Source organism: Actinomadura sp. ATCC 39365, from assembly GCF_054392275.1.
Genome location: NZ_CP184335.1, coordinates 4203909 through 4218394, shown reverse-complemented (window position 1 = coordinate 4218394; position 14486 = coordinate 4203909). Strand labels below are relative to the sequence as shown.

Genomic DNA, 14486 nt, shown 5'->3' with positions numbered 1-14486 from the left:
CCCTCAGGCGAGGGCCCCGGCCAGCAACGCGTCGAAGTGGTCGGCGGCCGGGGCGTCGATGCCGCGCAGCGGGCCGCGGTCGGCCAGGTGCGCCTCGGCGTACAGGCGGGCGACCAGGGCCTTGCGCCCGTCGTCGAGCCCCCAGCCGGCCTGGTCCTCCAGCAGGGCGGCGGCGTAGACGTCGGCCATGAACTGGGCCAGCGGATAGAGACGTTCCTCGGCGAGCGCCGGGTCGAGCCCGTGCCAGGCCTCGACGGCCTTGGACAGGTCGTCGATCCGCGCGTTCACCAGGTCGGAGGTGGCCAGGGCGCGCAGGCGGGCCAGGAACGGGACGTGGGCCTCCTCGCGGAGCATGGCGCGGCGCACGTCCAGGCACAGGATGTTGTCGCCGCCCTCCCAGACCGGGTTGACCTGGGCATCGCGCAGCAGCCTGGCCACCGGCCACTGCTCGATGTAGCCGTTGCCGCCGTGCACCTCGATCGCGTCGCTGGCCGCCGTCAGGCCGAGCCGGGCGGCGCGCAGCTTGATCAGCGCGGGCCCGAGCCGCAGCCGGGGGCCGACCAGGCCGTCGAACACCATCGCCTGGGCGGCCTCGACCTCGACGATCAGCTCGGCCAGCTTGCGGCGCATCAGGGGCTGGTCGATGAGCGGGCGGCCGAACGCCTCGCGGGAGCGCGCGTAGCAGATCGACTCGACCAGGGCCCGCCTGGCCACGCCGACGCCCATCATGGCCACGCCCAGCCGGGAGGCGTTGGTGAGCTTCATCATCGTCCCGAGCCCGGAGCCGGAGCCCCGGCCGGCCAGCAGGAACGCCTCGGCCCCGGTGAACTCGACCTCGGCCGAGGCGACCGAGCGGGTGCCCAGCTTGTCCTTGAGGCGCCGGATGCGCACCCCGTTGCGCGAGCCGTCGCGCCGCTCCCACAACGCCAGGAACGGCGCCACCGACCCGTCGGGCGTGCGGGCGAGCACCACGAACGCCGAGCCGTTGGCGTTGGAGGCGAACCACTTGAACCCGGTCAGCCGCCACGCCTCCCCGTCGGGCTCGGCCCACGCCTCCAGGGCGGCCAGGTCGGAGCCGCCGGTGCGTTCGGTGAACATCTGGGCGGCCTCGCCGGAGTAGTAGCCGTCGGCGAAGATCTCCCTGACCCGGTCGCGCACGTCCGGCGGCGCGTGCTTCTCGGCCAGCGAGACCACCATGTCCCCGCCGGTGCCGAGCGCGCAGCCCATCCCGATGTCGGCCTGGTCGAGCAGGTACGTCCAGGCCGCCGCCAGCGCGGACGGGGCCGCCCCGTTCGCCCGTGCCTCCTCGGCGAACGACGGCGAGGTGAAGTTGTTTTCCATGAGCGCCGCGCGCGCGGCCTGGAAGGACGGCGGCATGACTACCCGGCTGACGTCCCTGCCCCACTTGTCGTACTTCTCCAGGCGGGGCGGGTTGCGGTCGGTCTCCTCGGCGCACTCGGCGACCAGGCCGCCCATCAGCGCGCCGAGCCGTTCGAGGTGGGGCTCGGCCCAGGCGAAGCCGTCGCCGAGATGGCGCCGCATGAGCAGGCGCAGCGTGGGATCGCAGGTCCACCAGTTGCGCCCGGCCGCCCCCTGGTAGCGCTCGGTGGCGTAGCGGTCGCTGTGGTCGAAAGGTTCGATGAGATACCGGCCCATACTCGCGAGTGTTACATATAATTAACACGCGATGGAAGACCGTAACACCTCACTCAGCGCCCGGTCGGCGGTCCTGAGCGCGCTGCTGGGCAGCCACCCGCCCCGCCTGCCCGCCCGTCACCTGGTGCGCATCGGCGCGCTGTTCGGCATCGCCGAGGGCACGGTCCGGGTGGCGCTGTCGCGCATGGTGGCGGCCGGTGACCTGACGCAGCAGGGCGGCCGCTACACGCTGTCCGAGCGGCTCGTCGAGCGCCAGGCCCGGCAGGACGAGAGCCGCGACCCGCACACCAGGCCGTGGGACGGCACGTGGGAGGTGGCGGTGGTCACCGCCGAGCGGCGCGCCCCGGCCGACCGGGCCGCGTTCCGGCACACGATGTCCGCGCTGCGCATGGGCGAGCTGCGCGAGGGCACCTGGCTGCGTCCGGCCAACCTGGTGCGCGAGTGGCCCGAGACCGTCACCGCGCAGTGCACCCTGATCGACGGCCGCCCGCACGGCGACCCCACCCCGCTGCTGTGGGACCTCGACGGCTGGGCGGCCGAGGCGGGCCGGCTGGAGCGGGCGCTCGACCGGGCCGACGGGCTGGCCGAGGGCTTCCTGGTGTCGGCCGCCGTGCTGCGCCACCTGCTGGCCGACCCGCTGCTGCCCGCCGAGCTGCTGCCCGCGGGCTGGCCGGGGGCCGCCCTGCGGGCCCGCTACGACGCCTTCGACCACCGCTACCGCGAGGTCCTGCGCGCCCATATGGAGGGCTGAGCCCTCCTGAATCAGAGCTCGACGCCGAAGACGATGCGCTTGTTCCTGAACTCGGTGACGCTCCACAGCTTGCCGCCGCGCACCGTCAGGTCCTCGGGCCCGATCGGGTAGGGCCTGGTCAGCAGCTTGTCGCCGCCGTGGACGAGCAGCCTGCCGTTGGTGGCGGCGTCGGCCGCCTGGCTCAGGTACCACTTGCCGCCCCACGAGACCGCGCCCTGGATCTTGGGGTGGCCCATGACGAAGGCGTCCTTGGGGGTGCCGTCGGTCAGCGGCAGGTTCCAGCGGGCGACCCACCCGCCGGGGTCGTTCTCCCGGTACTCGCCCGAGACCAGCGCGGGCGTGCCGCCGCTGCGGTCGACCGACAGGAACGAGAAGTGCGGCCCGCCGCGCGCGAGCTTCCAGCAGTCGGTCTGCGGGAGCAGGTAGCGGTAGCCGAAGGCGTGGAACTTGCCGCCGGAGCGCCCGATGCGCGTGGGGTCGCCCAGGTCGCTCTGGGCGGTGCGCAGGTCGAGCAGGTTGCCCAGGTCGAAGACGCGCAGGCCGTTGCAGGTGTCGGCGACGTAGAGCAGGTCGCCGTGGCAGGCCAGGCCGCCCGCGTGCACGTCGATGGGCCCGTACGAGCCGTCGGGCCTGGCCTCGACCAGCAGCGCGTGCTGGTACTTCAGCGTCCGGGGGCTCAGGAACGACACCCTGATCCCCCGCTCGCCCGCCGCCGGCTTGAAGTACCAGCTCACCAGCAGCACCGGCACGCCGATGTTGCCGGACTCCTCGCCGCAGGTCACGCCCTGCGGGTACCAGTCGACCGTGTCCTGGTCTTTCGCGTCGAAGGCGTACCAGTCCGACGGCCTGGGCCGCATCGAGCCCAGCGCCGCCGTCGCGCCCTTGTGGACGGCGGTCCTGTTGGCGTGGGCCAGCAGGGCCTCGACCCCGGTCGCGCCGATCTCCTGGGCCAGCTTCGCCGCCCCCGTGGCCAACGTGCCCGTGGCCCGCGTTAACGCGTAGGGCGCCTTGTCGGCCGGTACCATCCCCGTCGCCGCCATATCTGCCTCACTTCGTCCGTCTCTCGGAGTAGTTTGACGGACGTGCGGCGGCATTTGTTGGCGTTCAGTCCCACAGGTGCACCGGCAGGCCCGACAGGGCCAGCTCGCGGTAGCGGCGCACGAGCCGCTCCCGGTCGCCGCCGAAGCGCGCCAGCGCCTCGCGCTGCCAGACCGCGCCGGTGCGCCGCAGCCGGGTGCGCTGGGCGATGACGTCCAGCGCGGTGTCGGCGTCGTGCGGGGTCACCCCGGCCGCCAGCAGCGCGGCCCGTGCCTCGGGCAGCAGCCTGAGCACCAGGTCGGCGGCCTCGAACTCGCCGTCCAGCCCCGGCCAGGTCAGCTTGGCCTCCAGCCCGTCCTGGGCGGCGCGGTAGAAGTTCTGGTACGCCTCGGCGAACCGGTAGCCGGTCAGGTCCCGCTCGGCCTGCGACAGCGTCAGCCCCAGCAGGAACGCCGTGTTCGCGGTCATGTCCGCGCACGAGGGCCCGGCGGGCAGCGCGCGCATCTCGACCCGCAGGTGGCCGCCGTCGGCCGGGTCGTAGACGGGCCGGTTCCACTGCCAGATCGTGCCCTGGTGCAGCCGCAGCTCAGGCACCTCGTGCGGCTCGGCGTCGTCGGACAGGTCGGGCACGATCGGCTCGTAGTCCTGGACGTACCGCTCGAACAGCTCGTGCGCGCCCTCCCGCACCCAGTCCGAGCCGAAGGTGACCCGCCCGTCCCTGCGCCCGCGCCGCTCCACGTCGCGGTCGTCGGCCGCCTCCTCCATCAGCGCGATCCGCGTCTCCGCCCACAACTCCCGGCCCAGGAAGAACGGTGAGTTGCCGCACGCGGCCAGCACCGGCCCGATGGCGAGCTGGGCGGCGTTGAACAGCCGGGCGAAGCGGTCGGGCGGCGTGCGGATGTGCACCTGCCAGGAGGTGTTGGCGCTTTCGAGGATCACGTCCTCCACCGACAGCTCCAGATCGTCGATCTTGACGAGGAACGGTTCCAGCCGCAGCCGCCTGATGCCCCTGCTCATGGCCCGGTAGCGGTTCTGGTCGCTCATCGCGCCGATGGTGAAGTCCTCGGCGGCCAGCGTGGGCAGGATGCCGATCGGCAGGGCGCCGCCGTCCTCGACGGCGGCGTCCACCTTGGTCACCGTCTCCTGGATCTCGGCCCCCATGCGCTCGAAGGGCGCGCCGGCCAGCGGCATCGGGGTGAGGTTGACCTCGATGTTGAAGCGGCCCAGTTCGAGCACGACACGCGGGTCACCGAGCTTGTCCCGCACCTCGTCGTTGCGCGGCAGCGGCCGTCCTTGCTCGTCAATGAGGAACAGCTCCAGCTCGGCCCCGATGGTGGCCGGCCCCTGGCCGAAGCCAGGGGTTTCGAGCAGCTCGCGAAGAGTGCCGAGCTGCTCCCGGATGCGTTCTCCGAAGCGCGCGTACTCCGCCTCGGAGAACCGCTCTTTGTCCAGATCTCGTCCCATCGCCCCCTTCTGTCCAGTACGCAAGTGTCCACACCTCACCAGCCGATCGGGCCGCCGTCCTCCAGGTAGGCGCCGGTCGGGCCGTCGGCGTCCAGGGTCGCCAGCCGTACGGCGATGGCCGTGCCCTGCTCGGCGGTGCGGAAGCCGGTGTGCGCGTTGAGGTCGGTCGCGCAGTAGCCCGGGTTGGCGGCGTTCACCTTGATGGGGGTGCCCATCAGCTCCTTGGCGTAGCAGACGGTGATCATGTTGAGCGCGGTCTTGGAGGAGTTGTAGGCGGCGAAGTTGGTGTCCCACAACGGGCTGTCCGGCGTGAGCGCCAGGCTGATCGAGCCCAGCTCGCTGGACATGTTCACGATCCGGCCCGCCGGCGACCTGCGCAGCAGCGGCAGCATGGCGTTGGTCACGGTGACCACGCCGAACACGTTCGTCTCGTAGACGTCCCTGAACTCCTGCGCGGTGACGGCGCTCGGGAGGCCCCCGTCCAGCCCGCCGGCCACGCCCGCGTTGTTGACCAGGATGTCGAGCGAGCCGTACTCGGCCTCGATCCACTTGGCCGCGGCGGCCACGCTCCCCTCGTCGGTCACGTCGATCCGCACGTACGGCAGGCCCAGCCGCGCGGCGGCGGCCCGTCCGCGCTCCTCGTCGCGGGCCCCCACGATCGCGGTGATCCCCCGCTCCGACAGCAGCCGCGCGATCTCGTGACCGATCCCCTTGTTGGCGCCCGTGATCAGGGCAGTCGTTGTCATGGCCCAACGTTCTCCCAGGCCGGAGCGGGGACGGGAGAGACCCGCGGAAGCTGGGATCAGCGGTACCACCTTCGCGCGCCCGCTCACCTGCCCTCAGGACGGAGGATGGAGGCATGAACCGCGACGAACTGGCCGGCTTCCTGCGCAGCAGGCGCGCCCGCGTGACCCCGTCCGACGTGGGCCTGCCCGGCGGCGGGCGCCGCCGCACGCCCGGCCTGCGCCGCCAGGAGGTGGCCCAGCTCGCCGGGATGTCGATCGACTACTACATCCGGCTGGAGCAGGGCCGGGGCCCGCACCCGTCGCGGCAGGTGCTCGGCGCGCTCGGCCGGGCGCTCATGCTGGACCAGGACGAGCGCGCCCACCTGTTCCGGCTGGCCGGCCAGGTGCTGGAGACGCCCCGGATCAGGCAGGACGTGCCCACGAGCATCCTGCACCTGCTCGCCTTCCTGGAGGACGTCCCCGCCTACGTCCTGGACGCCCGCTACGACCTGCGCGCCTGGAACCCCCTCGCCAACATGCTCATGGGCGACCTGGACTCCCTGCCGCCCGACGAGCGCAACGTGATCCGCTGGGTGTTCATGTCGCCCGGCATCGCCGAGCACCTCTCCGACGAGGAGAAGAGCCGCTTCGCCCGCGCCGCGGTCGCCGACCTGCGCGTGGCCGCCGGCCGCTACCCCGACGACCGGGCGCTGCGGGCGCTGGTGGCCGAGATGCTGGCGCTCAGCCCCGAGTTCGCCGAGCTGTGGGCCAGGCACGAGGTGGAGGTGCGCAGGGAGCAGCGCAAGCAGGTCACCCATCCGGTCGTCGGCACGATCGACGCCATCTGCCAGGTGCTCCCGGTGCCCGACCGCGACGACCTGCGGCTGGTGCTCTACACCACCGAACCCGGCTCGCCCTCCCACCGGGCCTTGCGCGACCTGCGGCGACTCACTCTAAGCTCATGAGATGCGAGCGGTTGCCTTTGACGTCTTCGGCGGGGAGCTCGACCTGCGCGAGCTCCCCGATCCCACCCCCGCGCCCGGCGGGGCGGTGATCCGGGTCGAGGCGACCGGGCTGTGCCGCTCCGACTGGCACGGCTGGCAGGGGCACGACCCCGACATCAAGGTCCTTCCCCACGTGCCCGGCCACGAGCTGGCGGGCGTGATCGAGGCCGTGGGCCCCGATGTGCGCGGCTGGCTGCCGGGGGCGCGGGTGACCGTGCCGTTCATCTGCGCCTGCGGCACCTGCGCGGCCTGCGCCACGGGCGAGCAGCAGGTGTGCGAGCGGCAGACCCAGCCGGGCTTCACCCACTGGGGCTCCTTCGCCGAGTACGTCGCCGTCGACCACGCCGACGTCAACCTCGTCCCGATCCCCGAGGAGATGGCCTACGCCACCGCCGCCGGGCTCGGCTGCCGCTTCGCCACCGCCTTCCGGGCGGTCGTCCAGGTGGGCGAGGTGCGGCCGGGAGAGTGGGTGGCGGTGCACGGCTGCGGCGGCGTCGGGCTGTCGGCCGTGATGATCGCGGCGGCGTCCGGGGCGCGGGTGGTGGCCGTGGACATCAGCACCGACGCGCTGGAACTGGCCGAGCTGGCCGGGGCCACGCACTTCGTCAACGGCTCGGCCGGCGACGCGGCGGCCCAGGTCAGGGAGCTGACCAGGGGCGGCGCGCACGTCTCGCTCGACGCGCTGGGCAGCCCCCGCACGTGCGCGGCCTCGGTCGAGAGCCTGCGCAGGCGGGGCCGGCACGTCCAGGTCGGGCTGCTGCCGGGCGGGCCGACGCCGGTGCCGATGGGCCGCGTGATCGGCCACGAGCTGCGGCTGCTCGGCAGCCACGGCATGGCCGCGCACGCCTACCCGCCCATGCTGGAGCTGATCAGGGCCGGGATCCTGCACCCCGACCAGCTCGTCACCCGGACGATCGGCCTGGCCGACGCGGGCAAGGCGCTGGCCTCGATCGGCTCGGTCCCGGGCGTGACGATGATCCTCCCGCGCGCGGGCGCGTGAGCGCCGGGCCGCGTACGGCGGGTGCGGTGGGCTCACTCCTCCAGCTGCACGCCGAACGTCCTGAGCACCAGCGCCAGCATGGCGTAGTGCGCGACGAGGACGACCAGCTCGATCCTGCGCACCTCGTCGTAGCGGTCGCACAGGGCCGCCCAGGTGGCGTCGGTGAGGTCGCCCGCATAGTGGAGGTCGTCGGCCACCTGTAACACCAGGCGGTCCTCGACCGGCCAGAGGGCGTCGAGCTGGCGGACCGACTCGATCTCCACGTCGGTCAGGCCCACCTCGCGGGCGATGCGGGCGTGGTGGACCCATTCGTAGGCGCTGCCGCTGTGGAAGGCGGTGCGCAGGATGGCCAGCTCGCGGTCGCGGGCCGGCAGCGTGCCGTTGAGCAGCGCGCCGCCGAAGCGCAGCCAGCCTTCGTAGACCGCGGGGTGCCGGCCCAGCGTCGTGAACACGTTCTGGGGGTTCGCCTGCTGAAAGTCGTCCCATTCCGCAGGAGGCAGGGGCTTCACTCGAGGCTTCATGGCCATGAGCATTCCCCAAATGAGCGTTCACTTGTGCAGGCGGCGGCTTTACCGTCACTTAGGAGGACTTTCCACAGTGCGGGCTTTACGTCAGGATTGAGTGGCCCGCAGGACGTTGCAAGCCTGGTCGACCGCAAGGACCCCATGGTGATTCGAACGTTGCTCGCTGAGGACATGAACCTGGTACGAGGGGCGCTCGTGGCGCTGCTGGCCTACGAGGAGGACATCGAGGTCGTCGCCGAAGTCGAGCGGGGGGACCGCATCCTGGCCGCCGCCCAGTCGTGCCGTCCGGACGTGGCGGTGCTCGACATCGCCCTGCCGGGCATGGACGGGCTCGCCGCCGCCGGCGAGCTGCACGACAAGCTGCCCGGCTGCGGCGTGCTGATCCTGACCGGCGTCGGCACCCCCGGGCTGCTGAAGCAGGCGCTGGAGGTGCACGTACGGGGGTTCATGGCCAAGGACGCGCCGCCGGAGCGGCTGGCCGACGCCATCCGCCGGGTCGCCGACGGCGAGCGGGTCATCGACTCCGAGCTGGCCATCGCGGCCATGCGCCCCGAGGAGCCGCCGCTCACCCCCCGCGAGCTGGACGTGATCGGCGCGGCGGCCGACGGCGCCTCCATCGGGGAGATCGCCGCGTCGCTGTTCCTGGCCGAGGGAACGGTCCGGAACTACCTGTGCCGGACGACGTCCAAGCTGGGCGCGCGCAGCCGCATCGACGCCATCCGCATCGCCCGCGAGTCCGGCTGGATCTGACCTCCCACCGCCCACCTCCGCCCGCTCAGGGCCGGGTGTGGGCAGCCAGGAAGGCCAGGACGTCGGCGGCGAGGGCGATGGACCGGCTGACGGCGCGGGCACCGTGGCCGACGTCGCGCTCGTGGCGCAGCAGGACGGGGTGTGAACCGTCCCGCTGGGCCCACTGCATGGCCGCGCACATCTTGCGGGCGTGCATCGGGTCCACCCGGGTGTCGGCGGCCGAGACCGTGAACAGCGTCGCCGGGTAGCCGGCGTCCGGCCGGACGTGGTGGTAGGGCGAGTAGGCCATCAGCCAGGCCAGGTGGTCGGGGTCGGCGGGGTCGCCGTACTCGCCGGTCCAGGACGGGCCGAGGCCGCTGAGGTGGTAGCGGGCCATGTCCAGCAGCCCGGCCGAGCAGACGGCGGCGGCGAACAGGTCGGGGCGCTGGGTGAGGGCCGCGCCGACGAGCAGGCCGCCGTTCGACTCGCCCCAGATGCCGAGCTGCTCCGGGGTCGTCCAGCCGTCGGCGACCAGTTTCTCGGCCGCGGCGACGAAGTCGTCGAAGACGTTCTGCTTGCGTTCCAGCATGCCGTCCCGGTGCCAGGACTCGCCCTCCTCGCCGCCGCCGCGCAGGTTCGCGATGGCCAGCACGCCGCCCGACTCCACCCAGGCCAGCGAGTCGGCCGCGTAGCCGGGCATGAGGGGGATGCCGAAGCCGCCGTACCCGTTGAGTATCGCCGGGCGGGGGCCCGAGCCGGAGGAGAGCGCGACCACGACCATGCGCACGGGGGTGCCGTCGGCCGAGGTGTACTCGACGTGGTGGCTCTTCACGTCGGGCAGCGCGACGCGGCCCGGCGGGGCGGCCCACAGGCCGGCGGCGCCGGTGCGGGCGTCGTAGCGCCAGATCTCGGCGGGGGTGACGGCGTCGGTGTAGGTGAACCAGGCCTCGTGGCCGCCCTCGGGGCGGGAGCTGAGTGAGGCGATCGAGCCGCTGCCGGGCAGCGGCACCTCGCCCAGCCGCTCCCCCGTCCTGGCGTCGTGCACGGCGATCTCGCCGACCGCGTGGCGGGTCCTGGAGACCAGCAGGCGGTCGCCGTCCAGCAGGGTGAACGCGCCGAGCACCGCCCGGGGGTCCTCGGGGACCAGCTCGCGCCACACCTCGGGCTCGGCCGGGTCGGCCACGCACAGCCGGCGCCGGGGGGCGTTGCGGTCGGTGAGCAGGTACAGGCGGCCGTCGGAGGCCACCGCGCCCGCCGTCCGCACGTGCGCACCCTCCTGGACGACCCGCAGCTCCGGCCGGGCCGGGTCGCCGCCGGCCAGGTCCGCCAGCCAGAGCGAGTTGCCGGCCGTGCCGCCCGCGGAGATCGTCAGCCAGCGGCCGTCCGCGCTGAGCTGCACGCCGTAGGAGACAGGGCCTCCGGTCAGGACGGGCACGTCGTCGGGGACGCCGAGCCGGTGCAGGTGCACGCCCTCGTGGAAGCGCACGTAGTAGAAGCCCTCGCCGCCGGGCAGCCAGGCGACCGGCGAGTAGCGGCAGCCGCCGATGGGGCCGTCCACGAGCTTGCCGGTGTCGACCTCCTCGACGTACAGGTCGGCCTTCTCGTCGCCGCTGCGCGAGATCTGGTAGGCGACCAGGCGGCCCTGCGGGTCGGGCTGCCAGTCGTCCAGGGTGGTCAGGCCGCTGGGGTCGCGGTCGGCCGGGTTCAGGAAGGGCCGGTCGTCGCAGTACAGGACCGGGTGCTCCTGGCAGCCGGTCTGCCGCAGGTGGAAGCGCCGGCCGCCGCGCCACACGGGCGGGGTGACCAGGCCCGTGACGCTCAGCTCGGTGAGCCGGGCCAGGAAGCGCTCGCGGTCCGGCAGGCGCGCGGCGGCCTCCCGCCACAGCCGGTCCTGCGCGGCCAGCCATTCCCCGGTCCGCGGGTCGAGGGGGTCCTCCAGCCAGCGGTACGGGTCGGGGATGTCGCGCCCGTGGAGGCGGTCGGTGACCGGTTGACGTTCGGCGGGCGGGTACTCGTCTGCAAATGTCATGACACGGGCTCCGGTTGCCAGTGGCCGGCCAGGTCGGCGTACAGGGGCGAGACCCGGATCAGCTCGTCGTGCGTGCCGATCGTGATCCGGGGTCCGTCCATGAGCAGGACGCGGCGGGCGCGCAGCGCGGAGGTGAGGCGGTGCGCGACCACGATGAGCGTGCCGCCCCTGGCCGCGAAGGCGTTCTCGGCCAGGGCTTCGGCGGCGGGGTCCAGGTGACAGGTGGCCTCGTCCAGGATGACCAGCGGGGCCTGGGTCAGGTGGGCGCGGACGAGGGCGATGAGCTGGCGCTGCCCGGCCGACAGCGCCGCCGGGTCCAGCGTGGCGTCGTACCCGCCCAGGCTCTCGACCAGGTCCGTGGCGCCCAGGGCGGCCACGGCCTCGTCCAGGCGGCCGGACTCGGGCGCGAGGTAGGCGAGGTTGTCGCGCAGCGTGCCGCGGAAGACGTACGCCTCCTGGGGGATGAGCACGCGGGCGGCGGGGTCGGCCCGGTCGGCGGGCACGCCGCCGACCAGCACCTCCCCCTCGCCGGGCCGCAGGATGCCGCTGAGCAGGGCGGCGAGCGTCGACTTGCCCGCGCCGCTCGGGCCGACGACGGCCAGGTGGTCGCCCTCGGGGACGGTGAGGTCGAGACGGTCCAGGACCGGCGCCGAGTGCGGGCCGTAGGCGAAGGTGACCGACCGGAGCGTGACGCCGCCGCCGGTCGGGCGGACCTTGGGCGGGGCCGGCGGCTGGGGCGGCGCGGCGGCGGCGATGCGGCGCAGCGTGGCCACGAGCCGCACGCCGCTCACCCCGAGCCCCTGGACGAGCCCGCCGAGCGCGGGGGCCAGCGACTGGGTGACGTAGGCGAGCGCGCCGACGATCACGCCGGGCCGGGCACCGCCGTCGAGCAGCCAGGGTGTGCCGGCGAGCAGCAGGACGACGGGCAGCCAGCCGCCGACGGCCAGTGCGGCGGTGCGCACCGCGGTCACCCTGGCCAGGGCGCGGGCGGCGTCGCGCTGCGCGCCGACCTGGCGGGCCAGCCGCTCGTCCTCGCGGTCCTGCAGGCCGCACGCCTCGATGTCGCGCAGCCCGGCGGCCGTCGCGGTCATCGACCGGGCCAGCTCCTCGTCGGCCAGCAGGAACGCGCGCTGCCGCCGGGCCAGCGCGGGCAGCGAGGCCAGGAAGAACGCCAGCCCGGCCGCGAACGGCGGCAGCACCAGCACGAGCGTGCCCGGCGCCAGCGTCAGCAGCCCCAGCACCACGCTGACCAGCGTGAAGGCGAACCCCCTGACCGTGGTGACGACGGCGGCGAAGGCGTCCCTGGCCAGCTCGACCTGGAGTCCGGCCCGCGCGGTGGCCGCGCTGTCGGGCCGTTCGTCGAGCGGGCGGCGCAGCGCTCCCTGCACCACCCGCGTCAGGAGGTCGTCGCGGAACGGCTCGGCCACGGCGGCCACGGCCAGCACCACCTGGCGGGCACCGACGGCCGAGACCAGCCACGCCAGGCCGAGCGCCGCCAGCCAGGCCAGCCCGGTCAGCGGCCTGGCGCGGGCGAAGCCGTCCTCGATGGCGCGGGCGACGGCGTGCCCGACCAGGAAGGCGGGCGCGGCCTCCAGCACCGACCAGAGCAGGATGGCGACCAGCCGCCGTGGGTCGCGGACGAGCGCCCGCCGGAACCCGGCCGGTGCGTCGGGGACCGCGGCGGCGCCGGAGGCGGGGGTCATGGGCGGGCCTCCTGGAAGACGGCCCGGTAGGCGGGGTCGCGCCACAGCACGTCGTGCGGGCCGGCGCCGCGCACCCGGCCCTCCTCCAGCCAGACGACCTGGTCGGCGCGGGCGGCGGTGGCCAGGCGGTGGGCGGTGATCAGGCGGGTGCGGCCCCTGGGGTCGCCGGTGAGCGCCCGGCTGACCTCGCGTTCGGTGACGGTGTCCAGGCTGGAGGTGGCGTCGTCGAGCACCAGCAGCCGATCCCCCCGCGCGAAAGCCCTGGCCAGGCCGAGCCGCTGCCGCTCGCCGCCGGACATGGGGGTCTCGGCCAGCGGCGTGTCGTAACCGGCGGGCAGCCGGCGGACGAACCCGTCGGCGCGCGCCGCCAGGGCGGCCTCCCGTCCCGCCTGGGAGCCGGGGACGGCGCTGATCGCCTCGCCGACGGTGTCGCCGACCAGGACCGGCCGCTCGAAGGCGTAGCCGATGGCCGAGCGCAGGCCGTCGCGGGTCAGCTCACGTAACGGGACGCCGTCGAGCAGCACGTCCCCGCGTTCCGGATCGGCCAGCCGGCCGGCGAGCGCGGCCAGCAGGGACTTGCCGGAGCCCGACCGGCCCACCACGGCGGTGACCGTGCCGCCGGGGATCGTCAGGTCGCCCACGGTGAGCCCGTCCGCGGCGACGTCGCGGAACTCGACCGTGCCGGGGCCGGACGGCAGGGTGCGCGTGCCGTGGCGGACCGGGGGCAGGGTGAGGACGTCGGCGACGCGGGCGGCGGCGGCCCGCGCCCTGGCCAGGCCGCCGACGTAACCGAGCGAGGTGCTGAGCGCGGCGCCGAGGGCGGCGTAGCGGGCGGCGGCGTACAGGTCGCCGACGGTGAGCCGCCCGGCGGCCAGCATGAACCCGCCGGCGGCCAGCACGGCGACCTCCAGCAGCGGGATCATCAGCCCCGACCGGACCCCGGCGGCGGCGTTCGCGCGCCACAGGGCCATGCCGTGCGCGCGCAGCCGGGGCAGGGGCGCGAGCACGCGCCGGGCCTCCTGGCCGGCGGTCCCGGCGGCGGCGATGGTGCGGGCGCCGTCGAGCGCGTCCACGAGGCGGGCCGCGATCTCGCCCTGGACCTCCTGGTAGCCGCCGGAGATGACGGTCGTGGCGCGCAGGAAGGCCCGCAGGACGAACACGATGAGGACGACGCCGGCCGCGAGGGTGAGGGTCAGCAGCGGATGGATGAGGGTGAGCGCGACCAGGGCGCCGACGGTCGGCACCAGCAGGGCCAGGGCGCCGGTGACCGTCTCGGGGGCCCGTCCGGCCTCCTCGGCGTTCAGCCCGGCCCGGGTGACGAGTTCACCCTCGGGGAAGCGGCGGGTGGCGGCCCGGCCGACGCCGAGCACGTGCCGCAGCACGCCGAGCCGCAGCCGGGCGGCCGCGTACGCGCTGCTCGCCCCTCTGGCCCAGCCGCCGAGGCTCTCGCAGAGCACCACCACGGCGACCACGCCCGCGCACAGCGTCAAGGCGGTGCCGGCGTCCGGCGAGCGGACGAGGAGCAGGTCGAGCGTGCGGCCGACCAGGAACGGGACGGCCAGCTCACCGGCCGCGCCGGCGACGGCGGTGACCGCCAGCACGGCGGGCCACGGGCCGCAGCGCCGTACGGCGTCCGTCACCAGGCGGTCTCCCGGTCCCACCTGCCGGCCTCCTTCAGACTCGGGAGGTCCCCGCGCCACCACGAAACGGCGCGGGGACCCTGTCAGCTATCAGTGGCAGAGAGCGACACTGAGGTTGCTCGGGTGACCCGAGTGACACGTGAGAGCAGTGAGCGAGCTGCCGCCGCTGGCCACGTCGCTGGCCGCGGGAGCCTCCAGACCCTGCAGGTCGAGAAGAACCATG

At 74.3% G+C, this 14486-nt stretch carries 13 protein-coding genes; 4 read left to right on the top strand and 9 right to left on the bottom strand.

The features are described 5' to 3' along the window. Positions 1-3 precede the first annotated feature (3 nt). On the bottom strand, positions 4-1656 hold the full coding sequence (locus ACNF49_RS20840) for an acyl-CoA dehydrogenase family protein (RefSeq protein ID WP_482944732.1): 1653 nt from the start codon (positions 1654-1656) through the stop codon (positions 4-6). 31 nt (positions 1657-1687) lie between these two features. Here ACNF49_RS20840 and ACNF49_RS20835 point away from each other — a divergent pair, with 31 nt between their 5' ends. Beyond that, on the top strand, positions 1688-2407 hold the full coding sequence (locus ACNF49_RS20835; protein ID WP_357964464.1) for a PaaX family transcriptional regulator C-terminal domain-containing protein: 720 nt from the start codon (positions 1688-1690) through the stop codon (positions 2405-2407). Between the two features lie 11 nt (positions 2408-2418). On the opposite strand, the gene ACNF49_RS20830 is transcribed toward ACNF49_RS20835, so the two are convergent. The 3 genes from ACNF49_RS20830 to ACNF49_RS20820 all read right to left on the bottom strand — a co-directional run bounded on the left by ACNF49_RS20830 (position 2419) and on the right by ACNF49_RS20820 (position 5655). Further along, positions 2419-3447, bottom strand: coding sequence for a hypothetical protein (locus ACNF49_RS20830; RefSeq protein ID WP_482944731.1), 1029 nt, complete (start codon positions 3445-3447; stop codon positions 2419-2421). 64 nt (positions 3448-3511) lie between these two features. Further along, positions 3512-4909: a glutamate-cysteine ligase family protein gene (locus ACNF49_RS20825; RefSeq protein WP_357964468.1), complete on the bottom strand. Its 1398-nt coding sequence runs from the start codon at positions 4907-4909 to the stop codon at positions 3512-3514. Positions 4910-4944: 35 nt separating this feature from the next. Continuing rightward, a complete protein-coding gene (locus ACNF49_RS20820; RefSeq protein WP_482944730.1) occupies positions 4945-5655 on the bottom strand; it encodes an SDR family oxidoreductase in 711 nt (236 codons plus the stop codon). 113 nt (positions 5656-5768) lie between these two features. On the opposite strand from ACNF49_RS20820, the gene ACNF49_RS20815 reads away from it, so the two are divergent. Beyond that, entirely contained in the window at positions 5769-6599 is an 831-nt protein-coding gene (locus ACNF49_RS20815; protein WP_482944729.1) for a helix-turn-helix transcriptional regulator, read from the top strand. Between the two features lies 1 nt (position 6600). Beyond that, the gene (locus ACNF49_RS20810) at positions 6601-7638 is read left to right on the top strand and encodes a zinc-dependent alcohol dehydrogenase family protein (protein WP_482944728.1); all 1038 of its coding nucleotides are present in this window, start codon (positions 6601-6603) and stop codon (positions 7636-7638) included. 32 nt (positions 7639-7670) lie between these two features. On the opposite strand, the gene ACNF49_RS20805 is transcribed toward ACNF49_RS20810, so the two are convergent. Next, positions 7671-8159, bottom strand: a complete 489-nt coding sequence (locus ACNF49_RS20805; RefSeq protein WP_357964473.1) for a carboxymuconolactone decarboxylase family protein — start codon at positions 8157-8159, stop codon at positions 7671-7673. 147 nt (positions 8160-8306) lie between these two features. Here ACNF49_RS20805 and ACNF49_RS20800 point away from each other — a divergent pair, with 147 nt between their 5' ends. Further along, entirely contained in the window at positions 8307-8912 is a 606-nt protein-coding gene (locus ACNF49_RS20800; RefSeq protein ID WP_482945553.1) for a response regulator, read from the top strand. A 25-nt stretch (positions 8913-8937) separates the two neighbouring features. Here ACNF49_RS20800 and ACNF49_RS20795 read toward each other — a convergent pair whose 3' ends face one another. The 4 genes from ACNF49_RS20795 to ACNF49_RS20780 form a co-directional block, all read right to left on the bottom strand. After that, positions 8938-10920 (bottom strand): prolyl oligopeptidase family serine peptidase, encoded by a 1983-nt coding sequence (locus ACNF49_RS20795; RefSeq protein WP_482944727.1) that lies wholly within the window; start codon positions 10918-10920, stop codon positions 8938-8940. Then, positions 10917-12623, bottom strand: a complete 1707-nt coding sequence (locus ACNF49_RS20790) for an ATP-binding cassette domain-containing protein (protein WP_482944726.1) — start codon at positions 12621-12623, stop codon at positions 10917-10919. The genes ACNF49_RS20795 and ACNF49_RS20790 overlap by 4 nt, the downstream gene beginning before the upstream one ends. Further along, entirely contained in the window at positions 12620-14284 is a 1665-nt protein-coding gene (locus ACNF49_RS20785) for an ABC transporter ATP-binding protein (RefSeq protein ID WP_482944725.1), read from the bottom strand. Before ACNF49_RS20785 ends, ACNF49_RS20790 begins: the two co-directional genes overlap by 4 nt. Before the next feature lie 69 nt (positions 14285-14353). Further along, complete coding sequence (locus ACNF49_RS20780; RefSeq protein ID WP_352327332.1) at positions 14354-14485, bottom strand: SapB/AmfS family lanthipeptide; 132 nt, start codon at positions 14483-14485, stop codon at positions 14354-14356. Position 14486 lies beyond the last annotated feature (1 nt).

What these genes read in the sequence shown, in the direction of transcription:
- ACNF49_RS20835 (WP_357964464.1), top strand. Translation starts at nt 1,688, where the DNA reads ATGGAAGACCGTAACACCTCACTCAGCGCCCGGTCGGCGGTCCTGAGC.
- ACNF49_RS20840 (WP_482944732.1), bottom strand. Translation starts at nt 1,656, where the DNA reads ATGGGCCGGTATCTCATCGAACCTTTCGACCACAGCGACCGCTACGCC.
- ACNF49_RS20820 (WP_482944730.1), bottom strand. Translation starts at nt 5,655, where the DNA reads ATGACAACGACTGCCCTGATCACGGGCGCCAACAAGGGGATCGGTCAC.
- ACNF49_RS20825 (WP_357964468.1), bottom strand. Translation starts at nt 4,909, where the DNA reads ATGGGACGAGATCTGGACAAAGAGCGGTTCTCCGAGGCGGAGTACGCG.
- ACNF49_RS20805 (WP_357964473.1), bottom strand. Translation starts at nt 8,159, where the DNA reads ATGAAGCCTCGAGTGAAGCCCCTGCCTCCTGCGGAATGGGACGACTTT.
- ACNF49_RS20780 (WP_352327332.1), bottom strand. Translation starts at nt 14,485, where the DNA reads ATGGTTCTTCTCGACCTGCAGGGTCTGGAGGCTCCCGCGGCCAGCGAC.
- ACNF49_RS20795 (WP_482944727.1), bottom strand. Translation starts at nt 10,920, where the DNA reads ATGACATTTGCAGACGAGTACCCGCCCGCCGAACGTCAACCGGTCACC.
- ACNF49_RS20790 (WP_482944726.1), bottom strand. Translation starts at nt 12,623, where the DNA reads ATGACCCCCGCCTCCGGCGCCGCCGCGGTCCCCGACGCACCGGCCGGG.
- ACNF49_RS20815 (WP_482944729.1), top strand. Translation starts at nt 5,769, where the DNA reads ATGAACCGCGACGAACTGGCCGGCTTCCTGCGCAGCAGGCGCGCCCGC.
- ACNF49_RS20830 (WP_482944731.1), bottom strand. Translation starts at nt 3,447, where the DNA reads ATGGCGGCGACGGGGATGGTACCGGCCGACAAGGCGCCCTACGCGTTA.
- ACNF49_RS20810 (WP_482944728.1), top strand. Translation starts at nt 6,601, where the DNA reads ATGCGAGCGGTTGCCTTTGACGTCTTCGGCGGGGAGCTCGACCTGCGC.